The organism is Cupriavidus ulmosensis, from assembly GCF_977008105.1.
Genome location: NZ_CDRMWP010000001.1, coordinates 2,958,013 through 2,974,617 on the forward strand (window position 1 = coordinate 2,958,013; position 16,605 = coordinate 2,974,617).

17 protein-coding genes and 1 tRNA gene are annotated in these 16,605 nt (G+C 69.4%); 10 read left to right on the plus strand and 8 right to left on the minus strand.

All coding sequences use genetic code 11. From position 1 onward, the window contains the following. Positions 1 to 59: 59 nt before the first annotated feature. The 5 genes from ACWTPI_RS13620 to ACWTPI_RS13640 all read right to left on the minus strand — a co-directional run bounded on the left by ACWTPI_RS13620 (position 60) and on the right by ACWTPI_RS13640 (position 5,242). A complete protein-coding gene (locus ACWTPI_RS13620; protein WP_020206060.1) occupies positions 60 to 1,058 on the minus strand; it encodes a 2-hydroxyacid dehydrogenase in 999 nt (332 codons plus the stop codon). After that, positions 1,055 to 2,479 carry a sodium:proton antiporter gene (locus ACWTPI_RS13625; protein WP_059411367.1) on the minus strand — a complete coding sequence of 475 codons (1,425 nt, stop codon included), beginning with the start codon at positions 2,477 to 2,479 and terminating at the stop codon, positions 1,055 to 1,057. The genes ACWTPI_RS13620 and ACWTPI_RS13625 overlap by 4 nt, the downstream gene beginning before the upstream one ends. A 208-nt stretch (positions 2,480 to 2,687) precedes the next feature. Beyond that, positions 2,688 to 3,374: a LutC/YkgG family protein gene (locus ACWTPI_RS13630; protein ID WP_020206058.1), complete on the minus strand. Its 687-nt coding sequence runs from the start codon at positions 3,372 to 3,374 to the stop codon at positions 2,688 to 2,690. 63 nt (positions 3,375 to 3,437) lie between these two features. Further along, on the minus strand, positions 3,438 to 4,616 hold the full coding sequence (pncB, locus tag ACWTPI_RS13635; RefSeq protein WP_020206057.1) for a nicotinate phosphoribosyltransferase: 1,179 nt from the start codon (positions 4,614 to 4,616) through the stop codon (positions 3,438 to 3,440). Between the two features lie 77 nt (positions 4,617 to 4,693). Continuing rightward, on the minus strand, positions 4,694 to 5,242 hold the full coding sequence (locus ACWTPI_RS13640; RefSeq protein ID WP_454731892.1) for a hypothetical protein: 549 nt from the start codon (positions 5,240 to 5,242) through the stop codon (positions 4,694 to 4,696). A gap of 370 nt (positions 5,243 to 5,612) precedes the next feature. On the opposite strand from ACWTPI_RS13640, the gene fdxA reads away from it, so the two are divergent. The 3 genes from fdxA to ACWTPI_RS13655 all read left to right on the plus strand — a co-directional run bounded on the left by fdxA (position 5,613) and on the right by ACWTPI_RS13655 (position 7,491). Continuing rightward, positions 5,613 to 5,936, plus strand: a complete 324-nt coding sequence (fdxA, locus tag ACWTPI_RS13645; protein WP_020206055.1) for a ferredoxin FdxA — start codon at positions 5,613 to 5,615, stop codon at positions 5,934 to 5,936. Positions 5,937 to 6,047: 111 nt separating this feature from the next. Further along, positions 6,048 to 7,154: an NAD(P)/FAD-dependent oxidoreductase gene (locus ACWTPI_RS13650; protein ID WP_454731893.1), complete on the plus strand. Its 1,107-nt coding sequence runs from the start codon at positions 6,048 to 6,050 to the stop codon at positions 7,152 to 7,154. Positions 7,155 to 7,415: 261 nt separating this feature from the next. Further along, positions 7,416 to 7,491 (plus strand) — tRNA-Asn (locus ACWTPI_RS13655). A 220-nt stretch (positions 7,492 to 7,711) separates the two neighbouring features. Here the strand turns inward: ACWTPI_RS13655 and ACWTPI_RS13660 are convergent. Next, positions 7,712 to 7,843, minus strand: a complete 132-nt coding sequence (locus tag ACWTPI_RS13660; RefSeq protein ID WP_454731894.1) for a hypothetical protein — start codon at positions 7,841 to 7,843, stop codon at positions 7,712 to 7,714. A gap of 44 nt (positions 7,844 to 7,887) precedes the next feature. On the opposite strand from ACWTPI_RS13660, the gene ACWTPI_RS13665 reads away from it, so the two are divergent. From ACWTPI_RS13665 to ACWTPI_RS13695, 7 genes are all read left to right on the plus strand, one after another. Further along, positions 7,888 to 8,790, plus strand: a complete 903-nt coding sequence (locus ACWTPI_RS13665; protein ID WP_454731895.1) for an SDR family oxidoreductase — start codon at positions 7,888 to 7,890, stop codon at positions 8,788 to 8,790. A gap of 26 nt (positions 8,791 to 8,816) precedes the next feature. Then, a complete protein-coding gene (locus tag ACWTPI_RS13670) occupies positions 8,817 to 9,227 on the plus strand; it encodes a Zn-ribbon domain-containing OB-fold protein (protein ID WP_454731896.1) in 411 nt (136 codons plus the stop codon). After that, positions 9,224 to 10,393 (plus strand): acetyl-CoA acetyltransferase, encoded by a 1,170-nt coding sequence (locus ACWTPI_RS13675; RefSeq protein ID WP_454731897.1) that lies wholly within the window; start codon positions 9,224 to 9,226, stop codon positions 10,391 to 10,393. The genes ACWTPI_RS13670 and ACWTPI_RS13675 overlap by 4 nt, the downstream gene beginning before the upstream one ends. A gap of 70 nt (positions 10,394 to 10,463) precedes the next feature. After that, positions 10,464 to 11,135, plus strand: a complete 672-nt coding sequence (locus ACWTPI_RS13680) for a 3-oxoacid CoA-transferase subunit A (RefSeq protein WP_059411361.1) — start codon at positions 10,464 to 10,466, stop codon at positions 11,133 to 11,135. After that, on the plus strand, positions 11,132 to 11,812 hold the full coding sequence (locus tag ACWTPI_RS13685; protein WP_454731898.1) for a 3-oxoacid CoA-transferase subunit B: 681 nt from the start codon (positions 11,132 to 11,134) through the stop codon (positions 11,810 to 11,812). The genes ACWTPI_RS13680 and ACWTPI_RS13685 overlap by 4 nt, the downstream gene beginning before the upstream one ends. A gap of 26 nt (positions 11,813 to 11,838) precedes the next feature. Continuing rightward, positions 11,839 to 12,801 (plus strand): Bug family tripartite tricarboxylate transporter substrate binding protein, encoded by a 963-nt coding sequence (locus ACWTPI_RS13690; protein WP_454731899.1) that lies wholly within the window; start codon positions 11,839 to 11,841, stop codon positions 12,799 to 12,801. A gap of 148 nt (positions 12,802 to 12,949) precedes the next feature. Next, complete coding sequence (locus tag ACWTPI_RS13695) at positions 12,950 to 13,711, plus strand: GntR family transcriptional regulator (protein WP_454731900.1); 762 nt, start codon at positions 12,950 to 12,952, stop codon at positions 13,709 to 13,711. A gap of 26 nt (positions 13,712 to 13,737) precedes the next feature. Here the strand turns inward: ACWTPI_RS13695 and ACWTPI_RS13700 are convergent, their stop codons facing one another. Both ACWTPI_RS13700 and ACWTPI_RS13705 read right to left on the minus strand, forming a co-directional pair. Continuing rightward, positions 13,738 to 15,132, minus strand: coding sequence for a class II fumarate hydratase (locus ACWTPI_RS13700; protein WP_454731901.1), 1,395 nt, complete (start codon positions 15,130 to 15,132; stop codon positions 13,738 to 13,740). 108 nt (positions 15,133 to 15,240) lie between these two features. Beyond that, positions 15,241 to 16,605 (minus strand): cation:dicarboxylate symporter family transporter, encoded by a 1,365-nt coding sequence (locus ACWTPI_RS13705; RefSeq protein ID WP_155888335.1) that lies wholly within the window; start codon positions 16,603 to 16,605, stop codon positions 15,241 to 15,243.

Here is a 16,605-nt window from a genome sequence, read left to right on the forward strand (position 1 = left end):
GGGTCGGGAAGGATCGGGAACGCCGTGGCGGCATGGCGCGCCACGGCGGCGCACAGGCTTCAGCGGCGGCGCGCCATCACGTCGGGATTGATCACCGAGGACGGGTGCCCCGCCTGCGGCCCGGCGTCGAGCGCGGCGATCAGGTTGTCGGCGGCAAGGTCGGCCATCGCGCGGCGGGTCTTCTCCGAGGCGCTGGCGATATGCGGGGTCAGCACCACGTTGGGCACCGCCAGCAGGCCGGGATGCACCTGCGGCTCGCCCTCGAACACGTCGAGCCCGGCGGCGAACAGGCGGCGCTCGCGCAGCGCCTCGGCCAGCGCGGCATCGTCGACGATGCCGCCGCGCGCGAGATTGACCAGCGTGGCCGACGGCTTCATCTGCGCCAGCTCGGCCGCGCCGATGCTGTGGTGGCTCTGCGCGCTGTACGGCAGCACCAGGATCAGGTGGTCGGACTGCGCCAGCAGCCCGGCCTTGCTGACGTAGCGCGCGTTGAGCGCGCGCTCGGTGTCCTCGGGCAGGCGGCTGCGGTTGTGGTAGATCACCGGCATGCCGAAGCCCGCCGCGCGCCGCGCCAGCGCCTGGCCGATGCGGCCCATGCCGAGGATGCCGAGCGTGCTGCCATGCAGGTCCATGCCGAGGAACATGTCGAAGCTCCAGCGCTCCCACTTGCCGGCGCGCAGCCAGTGCTCGGACTCGGTCACGCGGCGCGCGGTGGCCATCAGCAGGGCCCAGCCGAAATCGGCGGTGGTTTCCGTCAGCACGTCGGGCGTGTTGGTCGCCACGATGCCGGCAGCGGTCAGCGCCGCCACGTCGAGGTTGTTGTAGCCCACGGCCATGTTGCAGACCGCGCGCAGCGCCGGCAGCGCCGCCACCAGCGCGCCGTCGATGCGGTCCGCGGCATTGGCCAGCACGCCGGCCTTGCCGGCCAGGCGCGCCTTCAGCGCGGCGGCGTCGAGCGCCTCGTCCTGCTGGTTGCTGTCAACGTCGAAATACTGCGCGAGCCGGTCGATCACTTCGGGAAAGACGGCGCGGGTCACGAGAATGGATGGCTTGCTCATGCTTGGACGTGGAAAAAGATAAAGGTCATCATCAGGAACAACGGCACCAGCACGCACCCCGACCACAGCATGTAGCCGAAGAAGCTGGGCATGCGCACGCCGCGGCTTTCCGCGATGGCCTTGACCATCAGGTTGGGCGCGTTGCCGATGTAGGTATTGGCGCCCATGAACACGGCGCCCGCCGAGATCGCCGCCAGCGTGGAGGCGTTCCGCGTCATCAGCGTGGCGGCATCGCCGCCGGCGGTATTGAAGAACACCAGGTAGGTCGGCGCGTTGTCGAGGAACGACGACAGGATGCCGGTAGCCCAGAAATACATGCCGTCGACGGGCTGGCCGCCGGCGTCGCTGACCAGGCCGATCACGCCGGCGAACGCGCCGTCCGCGCCGGCCTTGAGCATGGCGATCACCGGGATGATGGTCAGGAAGATGCCGGCGAACAGCTTGCCCACCTCGAGGATCGGCTCCCAGGTGAACTCGTTGCCGGCGCGCGCCGCGGCCGGCGTGATCCACAGCGACAGCAGCGCCACCGCCACCAGCAGCACGTCGCGCACGGCCATCTGCAGGCCGACCGGCGCGCCCATCACGTCGAACGCGATGCCGGGCTGCCACAGTCCGCTCATCAGCACCAGCCCGACCACCGCCAGCAGCAGCACGAAATTGCGCTTGCCCTCGATGCGGATGCCCGCCGAGTCCGGCGTGGGATCGGCCGCGGCCGGCAATTCTTCTTCCCTGTTGAGGTAGTAGTGCCGGTCGACGAAGTAGAAGATCGCCAGCAGCGCGCCGCAGATGAACAGGGTCTCGGGCAGGATGTTGCGCAGCGTCCAGAAGAAATCCACGCCCTTGAGGAAGCCCAGGAACAGCGGCGGGTCGCCGAGCGGCGTGAGCGCGCCGCCCGCGTTGGCCACCAGGAAGATGAAGAACACCACCACGTGCGCGACGTGGCGCCGGTTGTCGTTGGCGCGCAGCAGCGGACGGATCAGCAGCATGGCCGCGCCGGTGGTGCCCATCAGGCTGGCCAGCGCCGTGCCGAGCGCGAGCAGGCCGGTGTTCAGGCGCGGCGTGCCGTGCAGGTTGCCGCGCACGCAGATGCCGCCGGCCACGATGTACAGCGAGGCGATCAGCGCGATGAACGGCACGTATTCGGAAAGCAGCGCATGCACGGCGCTGGCGGCCGCCGCATGCGCGCCGAAGGCCAGCGCGAACGGCACCAGGAACAGCAGCGCCCAGGCCGCCACGACCTTGCCGTAGTGGTGATGCCAGAAGCGCGGCGCGAGCAGCGGCAACAGCGCGATTGACAGCAGCGTGCCGGCGAACGGCAGGGCCCATGCCGGCGACAGCGCCGCACCATCGAGCTCCGCCGCGCCGGCCAGGCCGGGCGTCAGCGCGAGCAGTGGTGAAAGCAAGGCGGGGGCACGGCGCATCGGGCGGGATCTCCTGGTTCTGGATTGCGGCACCCGCGCCGGGCGAAGGCGGCGGGCGGAGACAGCGCGCCGGCTGGCAAGGCGCCGGCACGGCGGGCCGCCGGCGCGCGGCGAAGGCCTCAAGTGTAAAGCAATCGCCGTGGCTTTCCGCCGGCTTTCCGCCGAACTTTCCTGCGGCTTTCCCGCGCGGGCGCCGGGCGCGCGGCGCTCAGTCCTGCTCGACCAGGATCACGTGCACGCGGTAGGGCCCGTGCGCGCCGAGCACGATGGTCTGCTCGATGTCGCCGGTGCGCGACGGGCCGCTGATGACGTTGGTGGCGCGCGGCAATTCGCCGCGCTCGCCGCGCGCCAGCGCGAAGGCGTCCTCGAGGCCGTCGACGATGCGCGAGACCGGCACCACCGCGATATGCGTCTCCGGCAGCAGCGCGGCCGAGGCAAAGGTCTGCGGCCCGGACAGCAGCATCAGCGAGCCGGTCTCGGCGATGGCGCAGAAGCAGCCGGTGATGCCGACCAGGTCGCCGTGGTCGTGGTCGGCCTGCGCGTCGCGCTCGGGCAGGCGGCACTCCACCGCCAGGCCGTGCGCCTGCCAGTCGAGCGCGCCGAAGCTGTCCCAGGCGATGGCGCGGCGCGCCAGGCCCAGGCTGTCGAGGTAGCGCGCGGCCTCGGCCGGTACGTCGGCCAGCGTCGCCACGCGCGCCACCGTGGAGGCCAGCTTGAGCGCCTGCGCCTCGAACGCGGCGATGCGGTCCGCCGGCGCCGGCGGGCGCGGGCCGGCTGGATGGCGCGCGAGATAGTCGGCCACCGCCGCGCGCTCGCCGTTGCTGACTCCGGCGGCGCGGCCCTGGGCGGCGCGGATGCGGGCGAAGATGCGGTCGCGTGCGGAAGAGGTGTCCATGCGTTGCTGTCCGGTGGTGGATGCGGAATGTCTGGAGGCCGGGCGCGGCCCGGGTTCCCGGGTTCAGGCCGGCGCCTTGATGCCGAATACCTGCCGCAGGTAGGTCAGGTAGGCGGGATCGTCGCACATGGTCTTCTCGGGCGTGTCCGACAGCTTGGCCACCGGCTGCCCGTTGCAGCGGGTCATCTTGATGACGATCTGCAGCGGCGTGTAGCCGAGGTCGTTGGTGAGATTGGTGCCCACGCCGAAGGCCAGCCGGCAGCGCCCGCCGAAGCGCTCGTACAGCTCGATCACGCGCGGGATGTCGAGGCTGTCGCTGAAGATCAGCGTCTTGCCCAGCGGGTCGACGCGGCCCGCCGCGTAGTGGGCCAGCATGCGCTCGCCCCACGCGAAGGGGTCGCCGGAATCGTGGCGCACGCCGTCGAACAGCTTGCAGAAATAGAGGTCGAAGTCGCGCAGGAAGGCGTCGAAGCCGTAGGTATCGGACAAGGCGATGCCGAGGTCGCCGCGGTACTCCTTGGCCCACACCTCGAGCGCGAACACCTGCGAGTCGCGCAGCCGCGGGCCGAGCGCCTGGCAGGCCTGCAGGTATTCATGCGCCATCGTGCCCAGCGGAATCAGGTTGTGCATGCGCGCGAAATGCACGTTGCTGGTGCCGGCCAGCTGGGGCCCGAGCACGCGGCGCATGGTCTGCAGCACCTCTTCCTGCCAGTCGCGCGAGAAGCGGCGCCGCGAGCCGTAGTCGGCGATCACGCAGTCGGCGTGGCCGGGCATCTTCAGCAGGGCCAGCTTCTCTTCGAGCCGGCGGCGGCCTTCGCGCCAGTCCGGCTGCGGCTGCGTGTTGCGGAAGTACACCTCGTTGACGATGGCCAGCAGCGGCACCTCGAACAGGATGGTGTGCAGCCACGGGCCGCGGATGGTGATCTCGATCTCGCCCGCGCCCGATGCGGCGGGAGCCACCGTGACGTATTTCTGGTTGAGGTGGAACAGTCCGAGGAAATCGACGAAATCGCTCTTGATGAAGCGCAGGCCGCGCAGGTAGTCGAGCTCGTCCTCGGTGAAACGCACCTGGCACAACTGGGCGATCTCGTCGCGGATCTCGTCCACGTAGGGCGTCAGGTCCATGCCCGCGTTGCGGCACTTGAAGCGGTACTCGACCTGCGCCGCCGGGAAATGGTGCAGCACCACCTGCATCATGGTGAATTTGTACAGGTCGGTGTCGAGCAGGGATGAGATGATCATGTCAGGCCGGACGGCAAAGCCAAGTCAGTGCGACATGCTAACCGAAAGCGCGCACGCAGGGCTGGCGGCGGGCGCGCTCACCCGCCATCGAGGAAGCGGTCCGGCTGGCGGCCGCGCGCGCTGCCGCGCAGGCACCACAGCGTCTCGCCGTTGTAGCCGGGGCATCCGATCAGCGTGGCCTGCGCGCGCGGCACGGCGCTCGGCAGCGGTTCGGCGAACACGGCCGAGCGCACCGTGATGCGCTCGTGGTAGACCGGCGTGGCCGCGCGGCGGAACACCAGCACCTGGACCGGCGCGCCGCGCGCCGGCTGCAGGCCGGCATCGCACGGCATGAAGCCGGCCTGGCCGCAATTGGCCACGGCCTCGCCGGCGGGCTCGACCACCACGCCGAAGTCGTCCCATTCGAAGCGGGTCAGCGCGGCCAGCGACACCGGCCGGTCGGTCTCCATGCGCCACGCCATCAGCCGCGCCACCACGCTCTCGGACGGGCCGCCGGCCTGCGCCAGCGTCTGCGCGTGCGTCACCGGCGCGGCCAGGGCCGGCAGCAGCGCCAGCCCGGCGAGCCGCGCCGCCGCGCGCGTGCGCCGGGCGCTGCCGGCGGGCTGCTGGCGGACGGGAACTGGCATGGCGTTCTCCTCGTTTTGGCGCGCCGGCGGCGCGGGCAGGCCCTGGGGAGCATACAACGGCGCCGGGCCGGGAGCCAGCAAAGCGCGCCGGCGCGGGCGCGCCGGTACTGCGCTGGATCAAACGTACATAAAGAAATAAGAAAACTATCTGATCCGGCTATATAGGAGGATTACCCTAGGTTTGCGCCTCGGCTACAATATCGGTCTTTGAAAGGCCACGGCCTGCGCTCGCGCCGCGCACGGTGAACTCATGGTGGACGGATGGTGAACCCGCGGGGCATCCCATCCGGCCCCGCCCGGCGGCGTGATTCGCAGTGCACAGCAAGCCTGATCCCCCCATCGAAGCCGACCCCGTTTTTCTGGAACCGAAATGACTCACGTTGTCACCGAATCCTGCATCCGCTGCAAATACACCGACTGCGTCGACGTGTGTCCGGTCGATTGCTTCCGCGAAGGTCCGAACTTTCTCACCATCGACCCGGACGAGTGTATCGATTGCGCGGTGTGCGTGGCGGAATGCCCGGTGAACGCGATCTACGCGGAAGAAGACGTGCCCGGCGACCAGCAGCAGTACATCGACCTCAACGCCGAGCTCGCGCGCAACTGGCCGTCCATCACCAAGACCAAGTCGCCGCTGCCCGATGCCGACCAGTGGAAGGACGTCGGCGACAAGCTGCAGTACCTCGAGCGCTGAACGCCTGGATCCGCCGGATCAAGAGAGCAGAACAGGCCAGGAAGCCGTCCCCACATACGCGTTTTCCCGTCATGCCGGGCACATCGGTGCCCACAACGTATCAGGACGAATATGGACTTGAGCATTCCTAACCCCGTCGCCGACGCCAGCCTCAGCGTGGCCACCGGCAACGCCGGCGGCCAGCCGCTGGAAATCGACGCGCTGATCGTCGGCGCCGGACCGGTCGGACTCTTCCAGGTCTTCGAACTGGGCCTGCTCGAAATCAAGGCGCACGTGATCGACTCGCTGAAGGTGGTGGGCGGCCAGTGCGTGGAGCTGTATCCGGACAAGCCGATCTACGACATCCCGGCGGTGCCCATCTGCACCGGCCAGGAGCTCACCGACAACCTGCTCAAGCAGATCGAGCCGTTCGAGCCGACCTTCCACCTGGGCCAGGAAGTCTCGGTGGTGGAGCGCCGCGAAGACGGCCGCTTCTTCGTCGAGACCTCGCTCGGCACGCGCTTCATCACCAAGACCATCTTCATCGCCGCCGGCGTGGGCTCGTTCCAGCCGCGCACGGTCAAGGTCGAGGGCATCGACAGGTTCGAGGGCAAGCAGCTGTTCTACCGCGTCAAGGATCCGAGCCGCTTCCACGGCCGCAACCTGGTCATCGTCGGCGGCGGCGACTCCGCGCTCGACTGGACGCTGGACCTGATCGGCAAGGCCGAGTCGGTGGTGATGATCCACCGCCGCGACGGCTTCCGCGCGGCGCCCGCCTCGGTGGCCAAGATGAAGGAACTGTGCGAGCAGCTGGAGATGCAGTTCGTGGTCGGCCAGATCAGCGGCTACGAGGAAAGGGACGGCCTGCTCACCGAGATCAAGGTGACCGGCGCCGACGGCGTGACGCGCCGCCTGCCGCTGGACGACCTGCTGGTGTTCTTCGGCCTGTCGCCCAAGCTCGGCCCGATCGCCGAGTGGGGCCTTGCGCTCGAGCGCAAGCAGATCAAGGTGGACACCGAGAAGTTCGAGACCAACATCCCGGGCATCTTCGCGGTGGGCGACATCAACACCTACCCCGGCAAGAAGAAGCTGATCCTCTCGGGCTTCCACGAGGCCGCGCTGGCCGCCTTCGGCGCCGCGCCCTACATCTTCCCCGAGAAGAAAATCCACATGCAGTACACCACCACCTCGCCGAAGCTGCACAAGATCCTGGGCGTCGATTCGCCCGTGTTCGACTGAACGGCGATGGTCACCGTCCGGTGAAGCGGACGGGAACAAAAAAACCGCCCTTCCGGGCGGTTTTTTTATGGCAGGAATCAAAAACATTGCCTATAATGTGGCCCTCGCCATCGAACACCGACGGCACACGGCCAGCAGCACCGGCCGGCGCATCGGGATCGTTCAGGCGGAACCAGAAGTTTCGCGGCACCGGCGGTAAGAACTACCGCGCAGGTGTTGACGAATAAACGAGAAACTGGTTATAATCCTTTTCTCTGCTGTTCCCTGATAGCTCAGTTGGTAGAGCGACGGACTGTTAATCCGCAGGTCGCTGGTTCGAGCCCAGCTCGGGGAGCCAAAAGTATCGTAGAAAAGCCCGCAAGCAATTGCGGGCTTTTTTGCTTTTGGATTCGCTCTGGCACCGGGCGCACGGCAAGCACCGCCGCCCCGCGTGCCATCGCGCGTGCCACCCCTCCCCCGCGTTACCTCCTGCCTGCCGCGTTCCCTTGCGCGGACGCCATCTCTTGCCGGCACGCCTGCCAGCCTGTTCGTCGACTCACACCTCCCCTCTCCCGCCGTCACCCTGCGCGTTCGCGCATCCAGCTTTCCTCGCTTCCTGCGCGCCAGCGCGGCGCCACGCCCGCCATCTCCGCCGGCGGCGGCGTAGGCTTGACATCAATATGTTCAGCATACACAATATGTTCGAACATAAACAAGCCGGCGCGCAGAACGCCGCCGCACACCGAGGCTGAGAATGGAAGACAAGGTTGTCGTATTGACGGGCGCGAGCGGCGGCATTGGCCGCGGCATCGCGCTGGCGCTGGCGCAGGCCGGCGCGAAGGTGGTCGTGAACGATGTCGGCGTGTCCCTGTCCGGACAGGGCGGCGACAGCAGCGCGGCCGGGCGCCTGGCCGAGGAGATCGCGCAGGCCGGCGGCACGGCCACGCCCAACGCCGACAGCGTGACGACCTGGCAAGGCGCGGCCAACGTGATCGCGTGCGCGCTCGACACCCATGGCCGCATCGATGCCGTCATCAACAACGCGGGCAATCTGCGCGACCGCTTCTTCCACAACATGAGCGAGGAAGAATGGCGCGCCGTGATCGACGTGCACCTGCATGGCAGCTTCTTCGTCAGCCGCGCCGCGGCGCCACACTTCAGGGCGCAGAACGGCGGCGCCTACGTCCACATGACGTCGACCTCGGGGCTGATCGGCAACTTCGGCCAGGCCAACTATGCCGCCGCCAAGCTGGGCATCGTGGCGCTGTCGAAGTCGATCGCACTGGACATGCAGAAGTACGGCGTGCGCTCGAACTGCATCGCGCCGTTCGCCTGGAGCCGCATGACGGACTCCATCCCGGCCAACACGCCGGAAGAAGCCGCGCGCGTCGACAAGCTCAAGCGCATGGAAGCCGGCAAGATCGCGCCGATGGCCGTGTACCTCGCCAGCGACGCGGCCAGCGCCGTGACCGGGCAGATCTTCGGCGTGCGCGCCAACGAGATCCTGCTGTTCAGCCAGCCGCGCCCGATCCGCTCGGTGCACCGCAGCGACGGCTGGACGCCGCAGACCATCGCCGAGGTCGCCATCCCCGCCATGCGCACCAGCTTCTACGACCTCGAGCGCTCGCCCGACGTCGTGTGCTGGGACCCCATCTGAATTCCCGCTTCGCACACAGGACGATCATGTCAAAGCCAGTGACGAAGGACGGCGCGCCGCCCGCGGCCGGACCCGAGCAGACCTATTTCCGCTACCTCGACGGCGGCGAGTGGCGCGTGCCGAAATGCCGCGGCTGCGGCGCCGTGGTGTTCTACCCGCGCATGCACTGCCTGAACTGCGGCGCCGGCGAATTCGAATGGATCGCGCCGTCCGGCGGCGGCACGGTCCATTCGACCACCGTCATGCGCCGCCCGGCCGAAGCCGGCGGCGACCGCAACCTGTGCCTGGTCGATCTCGACGAAGGATTCCGCATGATGAGCCAGATCGAATCGCCGGACCCGGCCGCCGCCCGGATCGGCGACCGCGTGCGCGCGCGCGTGCGCCCCGAAGGCGAGACGCATCTCCTGGTCTTCACGCTGGCGGAGGGCACGGCATGAGCGCGTCGGCATTGCGCGGCGCCACGGCCATCGTCGGCGTCGGACAGGCGGGCCTGGGCAGCGCCCGCGGCTATACGGAAATGGAGATCCTGGCGCAGGCCGCCGCGCGCGCGGTGGCCGATGCCGGGATGACGATGGCGGACATCGACGGCCTGTGCACGTGCAGCGCGTCGGCCACCATGTGGGCCATGCCGGTGGCCGAATACCTCGGCATCCGCCCGGCCTTCGTCGACAGCACCATGCTCGGCGGCTCGAGCTTCGTCGCCCACCTGCTGCCGGCCATGCACGCGCTGGCCGCCGGCGAATGCAACGCCGTGCTGGTCTGCTACGGCAGCACGCAGCGCAGCGGCGCGGTGGACCGCGCGGCGGTCGGCAAGATGCGGCAGGTGCTGGACCCGCAGCCTTATGAAACGCCGTACCAGCCGATGCAGCCGATCAGCGCCTACGCGCTGGCCGCGGCGCGCCACATGGCCGAGTTCGGCACCACGCGCGAACAACTGGCGGAAGTGGCGGTCGCCGCGCGCGCATGGGCGCGGCTGAATCCCGAGGCCTATTCGCGCGACCCGCTCTCGGTCGAGGACGTGCTGGCCTCGCGCATGATCTGCGACCCGCTGACCGTGCGCGACTGCTGCCTGCTGACCGACGGCGCCGGCGCCTTCGTGCTGGTGCGCAGCGACCGCGCCCGCGACACGCCGAAGCCGCCGGCCTACGTGCTCGGCAATGCCTCGGCGCTGTGGCACCGCCAGATCTCCTCGATGCACGACCTGACCGTGACGGCCGCGACCGAATCGGGCCGGCGCGCCTACCGCATGGCGGGCGTGACCAAGGACGACGTCGACCTGCTGTGCCTGTACGACGCCTTCACCATCAACACCATCCTGTTCCTCGAGGACCTCGGCTTCTGCCCCAAGGGCGAAGGCGGGAATTTCGTCAGCGGCGGCGCGATCGCGCCGGGCGGAACGCTGCCGGTCAACACCAACGGCGGCGGCCTGTCGTTCGGGCATCCGGGCATGTACGGCGTGTTCCTCGTCATCGAGGCCGTGCGCCAGCTGCGCGGCGAGGCCGGCGAGCGGCAGCAGAAGGCCGAGATCGCGCTGGTGCACGGCAACGGCGCCACGCTGTCGAGCCAGTCGACCGCGATCCTCGGCACCGCGGCCGCGCTGTGAGGCGGCCCAGGGAAAACATCGACGCAAGAACCGACGGGCGCCGGCGCCCGTCGCCAAGGAAGAGACATCCATGATCAACAAGATTTCGCCCAGCCTGCTCGACGCCGTGTCGGGCATCGGCGATGGCGCCTCGGTGATGGTGACCGGGTTCGGCGATTCGGGCCTGCCGCGCGAGCTGCTGCACGCGCTGATCGAGCACGGCGCCACCGACCTGACCATCATCAGCAACAACGCCGGCACCGGCACCACCGGCCTGGCCGCGCTGCTGGCCGCCGGGCGCGTGCGCAAGATGATCTGCACCTATCCCAAGTCGTCGGGCGCCGACATCTTCCGGGACCTGTACAAGAACAAGAAGATCGCGCTCGAGCTGGTGCCGCAGGGCACGCTGATCGAGCGCATGCGCGCGGCCGGCGCCGGGCTCGGCCCGTTCTACACGCCGACCGGCTACGGCACGCCGCTGGCCGAGGGCAAGCCGCAATGCGTCTACAACGGGCGCGGCTACGTGCTCGAGGAACCGCTGCACGCCGACTTCGCGCTGGTCAAGGCGTATCACGGCGACCGCTGGGGCAACCTCACCTACCGCCTGGCCGCGCGCGGCTTCGGCCCGGTGATGTGCACCGCCGCCAGAACCGCCATCGCCCAGGTCGACGACATCCTCCCGCTCGGCTTCATGCCGCCCGAGACGGTGGTCACGCCGGGCATCTTCGTCAGCAAGGTCGTGCGCAAGGACGGCAAGCAATGAGCGACACCATGAGCGACAGCAAGAAACTCAGCCGCGACCGCGTCGCGCAACTGGTCGCCGCCGACATCCGGCCCGGCAGCTACGTCAACATCGGCCTGGGCATGCCCACGCTGGTGGCGCGCCACCTCGACCCGAAGAAGGAAATCGTGCTCCACAGCGAGAACGGCATCCTCGGCATCGAGGACGTCACCCCCGGCGACCCCGGCGACGAAGACCTCATCAATGCCAGCAAGGCGCACGTGCAGCTGATTCCGGGCGCGTCCATCTGCGACCAGTCGCTGTCGTTTTCCATGATGCGCGGCGGGCACCTCGACGCCACCATCCTCGGCGCCTTCCAGGTGTCGAGCGAGGGCGACATCGCCAGCTGGGCCACCGACGACACGGACGCGGTGCCCGGCATCGGCGGCGCGATGGACCTGGTGGCCGGCGCGCGCAAGGTCATCGTGGTGATGGAGCACACCACGCGCGACGGCAAGCCCCGCCTGCTGCGCCACTGCACCTTCCCGCTCACCGGCAAGGGCGCGGTCGACACCGTGTACACCGACATGGCGATCATCGACGTCGACCCGCAGCGCGGCTTCGTGGTGCGGGCCCTGGCCGCGGGCGTGTCCAGGGACGAGCTCCAGGCCGCCACCGAAGCGCCGCTCACATTCCCGGACGACCTGACCCTGATCTGAACACCGATACCTACGGAGAGAGACAAATGCATACCAAGATCACCCGCCTGCTCGGCGCCGCACTGCTGTTCGCCGCCACCGCCGCTAGCGCGGCGGCCTTTCCCGACCGCCCCGTCGAACTGATCATTCCCTACCCGCCCGGCGGCACCGCCGACGTGGTGGCGCGGCCGCTGTCGGCCGGCCTGCAGAAATACCTGGGCGTGCCGGTGGTGGTGCAGTACAAGGCCGGCGCCAGCGGCGCGATCGCCACGCAGTACGTGGCGCGTGCCACGCCGGACGGCTACACGCTGGTGATGGTGCTGGCCGCGCACGCGATCAACCCGAGCCTCTATCCCAACCTGCCATACGACTCGGTGAAGGACTTCAAGCCGGTGTCGATGGTGGCCAAGCTGCCGCTGGTGCTCTACACCAACCCGAAGTTCGGGCCCAAGACCATCCCCGAGTTCATCCAATACGCCAAGGAGCATCCGGGCGCGGTCTCGGTCGGGTCGGCGGGCAACGGCAACACCAGCCACCTGGCGCTGGAGCTGTTCTCGAACATGGCCGGCGTGAAGCTGCTGCACGTGCCGTACAAGGGCGGCGGCCCCTCCATCGCCGCGGCGATGGGCGGCGAGGTCAACGCCGTGTTCGCCGGCCCGGACAGCCTGAACCAGGCGCAGGCCGGCAGGCTGCGCGCGCTGGCCGTCACCAGCGCCACGCGCCTGCCGCTGACGCCCGGCACGCCGACCGTGCAGGAAGGCGGCCTCAAGGGCTACGAGGTGCAGGGATGGTATGGCCTGCTCGCGCCGGCCGGCACGCCCGACAGCGTGGTGGCGGTGCTGAACAAGGCGGTGGCCGACACGCTGGCCGACGCGCAGTTCCGCAAGACCGTGGGCGACCTCGGCTACATCCCCGCGCCGTCCACGCCGCCGGCGTTCATGGACTACATCAAGCAGGAAATGGCGCGCTGGTCCAAGGTGGTCAAGGACGCCAACATCAAGCTCGAGTGAGGACATGGCATGGGGTGGCGGATGCGGGGGCGGATGCAGGAGCGGAGCCCGGAACAGGTGAACGGCGGCATCGCGCCGGACGGCTTCGCGGCGGGCGCCGGGTGCGGCGATATAATCCGCTCGTCATTTACCTGGTCCGGACCAAGCCGTGAGCGTTACGAAGCCGCGTTACGTCGAGCTGACGGAGATGTTGTTGAACGACATCGCCTCAGGCGCCTATCCCGTGGGAAGCTGTCTGCCCGGCGAGCTCGAGCTCGCACAGAAGTACGGCGTCGGCCGGGGCACGGTGCGCGCGGCGCTCGACCAGGTCCAGGCGCTCGGGCTCATCTCGCGCCGCAAGCGCGCCGGCACGCGCGTCGAGGCCTCGGCGCCGCCGGCCACCGGCTACGCGCCGACCATCTCCACCGTCGACGAGCTGCTGCAGTACAGTGCCAACACCCAGCGCGTGATCCACAGCATCAAGAACATCGTGGTGGACGTGGAAATGGCCGCGCGCCTGGGCTGCGCGCCCGGCACGCACTGGATGGAGGTGCAGGCGGCGCGCGTCGACCCGCTCACGCACGCCTGTCCGGTGGCATGGTTCCACGTGTACGTGCGCGCGGCCGACGGCGGCAAGATCCGCCGCCAGCTGCGCCATACGCAGGAGCTGATCTGCGACCTCATCAGCGACGTGACCGGCAGCGTGGTGATGGAGATCCGGCAGACGGCCAGGGCCGTGGGCGTGCCGGAGGCGCTGGCGGTCAAGCTCGGCACGGAGCCCGGCGCCCATGCGCTGGAGTTCGTGCGCCAGTACTACGACCAGTCGCACACGCTGATGGAAGTCTCCATCAGCATCCAGCCGGCGGACCGCTTCAGCTACACCACGGTGCTGCAGCGGCGCATGCCGCCGGCCGCCGCCGCGGCGACCTGAACCGCGCCGGCCCGGGCCTGCGCGCGCTAGGCCAGTCCGCGCGCCATCCTGGCGGGATCGACCAGGCGGTCGTACTCCTCCCCGCTCAGCAGCCCCAGCTCGAGCGCCGCCGCGCGCGGCGTGATGCCGCGCTCGAGCGCGGTGCGCGTGATGCGCGCGGCGCGGTCGTAGCCGATCACCGGGTTGAGCGCGGTCACGGCCAGCAGCGCGCCGTCCACGTTCGCCGCCAGCCGCTCGCGGTTCACGTCCAGCCCCGCCACCAGCTTGCGCGCCAGCACCTGCATGCTGTCGGACAGCACGCGGATCGACTGCAGCACGTTGTGGATCAGCACCGGCTTGGCGACGTTGAGCTCGAAGTTACCGGACGCGCCCGCCAGGGTGACGGTGACGTGGTTGCCCATGACCTGCATGGCGGCCTGAACGGCCACTTCCGCGATGGTCGGGTTGCGCTTGCCGGGCATGATCGACGAGGTCAGGCCGTCGTCCGGGATGACCAGCTCGCCCAGGCCGCAGCGCGGCCCCGACCCCAGCCAGCGCAGGTCGTTGGCGATCTTGGCCAGCGAGGTGGCGATGACGTTGAGCACGCCCGAGAGCTCGACCAGCGTGTCGTGCGCGGCCATGCCCTCGACCTTGCAGGGGCTGGGGCTGAACGCCAGGCCCGCGAGCTGGCCGGCTTCTTCGCAGAAGGCCTGGTCGAAGCCGCGCGGCGCGTTGAGGCCGGTGCCGGCCGCGGTGCCGCCCTGCGGCAGCACCAGCAGGCGCGGGAACACGCTGTCGATCCGCGCGAGGCCGCCGGCGGCCTGCGTGGCGAAGCTCTCGAAGGCCTGCGCCATCGTCATCGGCACGGCGTCCATCAGGTGCGTGCGCGCCACCTTGAGCACGCCCGCGAAGGCGCGCGCGCGCGCCTGCAGCGTATCGCGCAGCAGCGCCAGCGCCGGCTGCAGGCGCTCGCGCACTTCCAGCGCCGCGGCCATCTGCATCACGGTCGGGAAGCTGTCGTTGGAGGACTGCGAGGCGTTCACGTGGTCGTTCGGATGCACCGGCGACTTGGTGCCGAGCGGCTGGCCGAGCAGCTCGTTGGCGCGGTTGGCGATGACCTCGTTGGCGTTCATGTTGGTCTGGGTGCCCGAGCCGGTCTGCCAGATGGTCAGCGGGAAATGCGCGTCGAAGCGGCCGGCGCGCAGTTCCGCCGCGGCGGCCTCGATGCTTTGCGCCAGCGCGGGATCGAGCGCGGCGCAGCGCACGTTGGCGCGCGCCGCCGCCATCTTGTGCAGGCCGAAGGTGCGGACCAGGCAGGCCGGGAAGCGCTCGTCGCCGACCTCGAAGACGCCGAGCGCGCGCTGCGTCTGCGCGCCCCAGTAGCGGTCGGCGGGAATCTCGACCGGGCCGAAGGCGTCATGCTCGACGCGGGTAGCCGTCATGGTGTTCACTTGGTTTCAATCCGGTGGGAGCGGCCCGGCGGCGCCGGCCGCTCCCCGCTCGGGAAGACGGCGGACACCGCCGGGCCGCGTGGTGGACCTGCGCGCAGGTCAGAGCGTGGGCGCCTTGGGCAGCGCGCCATGCGGATCGACCTCGACCGCCGCGGCGTCGGCGGCGAAGCCGGGATAGCGCTCGGGATAGAAGTACGGCTCGGCCACCTTGGCGTCGAACGTGCCCGACCACTTCGCCACCACCACCGTCGCCACGCCGTTGCCGATGGTGTTGCAGGTGGAGATGGCCATCGACAGGAAGCGGTAGACGCCGAAGATCACGGCCAGCCCTTCCACCGGCAGCAGCCCGGTGGAGGTCACGGTCGCGGCGAACACCACGAACGAGCCGCCCGACACCGTCGCCGCGCCCTTCGAGGTCAGCAGCATCAGCAGCAGGATGCCGATCTGGTGGTCCAGCGTGAGCGGCACGCCGTAGGCATGCGAGATGAACATCACGCCCATCGCCATGAAGATGGAGGTGCCGTCGAGGTTGAACGCATAGCCCGTGGGCAGCACCAGCCCGACCGTCTGCTTGGCGCAGCCCAGGCGCTGCAGCTTGATCAGCAGGCGCGGCAGCGCGCTCTCGGACGACGCCGTGCCGAGCACGATCAGGATCTCGTCCTTGATGTAGCGCAGGAAGCGCCACAGGCTGAAGCCCGCCAGCCGGGCCGCCAGCCCCATCACCACGGCGATGAACAGCACCACCACCGCGTAGAAGCTCAGCACCAGCTGCGCCAGCGCGACCAGCACGGCGGCGCCGTTGCTGCCCACCGAGTAGGCCACCGCGCCGAACGTGCCGATCGGCGCGAGCTTCATCACCAGGTTGATGAAGGAGAACAGCACCTCGGAGATGGTCTCGAGGCCGTCGTTGACCTTGGCGCGGCGCGACTCCGGGATCGCCAGGATGCCGATGCCGACCATCACCGCGAGCACCACCACCTGCAGCAGCTCGCCCTTGGCGAAGGCGCCGACGAAGTTGTCCGGCACGATGTGGAGCAGGAACTCCAGCAAGCCCTGCGGCGCGGCCGCCTTGGCCACGGCCACCGGCGCCGCGCCGGCGGCGGCGGTCATGCCCTTGCCGGTCTGCAGCAGGTTGCCGGCGAACAGGCCGAAGATGAGCGCGATGGTGGAGATCACCTCGAAATAGACGATCGAGCGCCAGCCCACGCGCCCGGCGCTGCGCACGTCGCCGGCCGAGGCGATGCCGTGCACGATGGTGAGGAACACCAGCGGCGCCACGCCGGCCTTGATCAGCGACAGGAACATGTCGCCCAGCAGCTTGAGCTGCGGCGCGAGCTTCGGAAAGGCAAAGCCGACCGCGATGCCGAGTATCAGCGCCAGCAGCACCTGCATGCCGAGCTTGCGGTACCAGGGCAGCGGCTTCGGGGGCGCCGTCGTGGCGGCGCCGGTGGATTCGTTGTGCAT